Origin of the sequence: Campylobacter sp. BCW_6463 (assembly GCF_001762785.1) — a bacterium.
In the GTDB taxonomy this organism is placed as follows: domain Bacteria; phylum Campylobacterota; class Campylobacteria; order Campylobacterales; family Campylobacteraceae; genus Campylobacter_D; species Campylobacter_D jejuni.
In genome coordinates, this window is record NZ_MJXL01000050.1 from 1 (window position 1) to 2,004 (window position 2,004).

Consider the following 2,004-nt stretch of genomic DNA (forward strand, 5'->3'; position numbering starts at 1 on the left):
AAGGTAGATCTTCTTGAAGTAGTAGAGATTAAAGATCTAAAGGTTGCACCTGATATGGAAGCACTAAGATCAAACCTTTTATGAATTTTTCCTGTTGAAGGATCATAGATTAAATCAATTTCTCCACTACCATTGGTTCCTATATTGCCAATATTACCTGGTTTTACCCCTGAGATGATATCATTTATATCTCCTATTCCATCTAGATCAGCATTGCCTTGATCAACGGTTATATTATCTACTTTTACATTATCTTTACCATTTCCACCTACAACCACAGTGTCTAATTTACCTGTATCTTTATCTGTAGTAACAAGCCAATCTTCTATGACTATGCTACCAGATCCGCTGTTAGTTAAATGATTGCCACTATTATCTTTATTTATGGTTCCTTGGTTATTAACAAAGATGGTTCCACTACCTTCATTTTTAATACCACTTGTAATAGTCGCATCAGAATCATTTTTTAAACTTAAATTATTATTACTTTTATTGAAAATATTACCATAAATAATTCCATTGTCAGTATTTAAAATACCACTTCCTTTTGCAGAAGCAATAAGACCTTCATTTTCAATAGTGATACCGTGAGTTTGAACTTCTGTATCTTTTTGTCCAATGGTTCCAGTATTTATAATACCCCCATTACCACCTTGGATAGTTCCAGATACATTGATGCTAGTATTTACTTGCTTACCACCGCCTATATAAATACCTGCATTACCACCTTCTAATCTACCCCCTTCTTTAACTTCAATGCCTTCACCCTCAATACCATTTTTACTTCCATCTATATGGATTGCATCATTGCCTGCTTTAATAACACCACCACTTTCTATAGTGATTTTACCAATATTAACGGGCTTTTTATTTGTATCAAATGCATAAAAAGTTATACCATTGTTGCCTGCTTCTATAGTTCCTTTATTTGTAAGGGTTTCTATCTTGTTGCCATCACCTATGAAGATACCATTAGCGTTTTGATTTTTGATTAGGCCTGTGTTTTCAAAATTTTTAATAGTGGAGCCGCTACTATAAACACTTTGTATATTTATAGCTCCTGCTAATTTATTGGCTCCAGATGTTCCTTCTATAGTGCCACTGTTTTTAAAATCATCTATGATGCCATTTGACAAATTTACACCTACTTTACCTGAAATGAAACCCGAATTGTCAAAAGTTTTTATAGTAGAGCTATAAAGATTAACCCCAGAACTCGCATATAAACCAGCGAATGATTCATTTGGTTCTGCTGTTCCACTAGTTTTTATAGTTTTAGTATTTTTAAAATTTTCTATAGTAGCACTGGAGAGGTTTACACCACTTCCACCACCGCTGTTTATTGAACCGTTATTAGTGAAAGTTTGTACATTAGTATGAGTAAACCGGACAGCTTCTTTATTTGTTGAACTTATAACTCCAGTATTGTTAAAATTATTAATCGTAGATTTGTTATTAGCAAGGCCTTGGAAAAAAACTCCTTGATCATTGTTGGAAGCTGTTATAGTTCCACTATTTTCAAATTTATCCACAGTGAGAGTTCCCTGACCTCCCCAAATTCCCATGTAAATTTGACCATTAACTTGACCTGTATTTTCAAAGGTATTGACAGTAATGGTTCCTGTAAAATCTTTATCATGTTCTACAGCTACCTTACCGTTAATAGTTCCTTTATTGGTAAGATTGGTAAGAGTAAGAGTGTTGTTACTACTAGCATGAGCATAGATGATTCTATCTGTATTGCCTATACTACCTAAAGTTCCACCTGATTGAATTATTATGGTATGTGGACCTGAATCGGAAATGTTGATTGTGCTAGTTTCTGAACCACTTACAGTCGTATTAGTATTCTGATAAACACTTGCTGATCTAGCTTTAGTATTTTTATTTGCTTCATCATAAGTTTTTATTTCAGAATTTAATGTAGCATTAGCACAACTAGCTAAGAAAGAAATAGTAGCTAAAGATAAAACTATCTTTTTAGAATTTAAACAGGGTTCTTTA

General features: G+C 33.1%; 1 pseudogene. It reads right to left on the bottom strand.

Annotation, left to right across the window (positions count from 1 at the left end):
• Positions 1–2,004 (bottom strand): annotated as a pseudogene (locus AJ884_RS09940) (hypothetical protein); the annotation flags it as partial.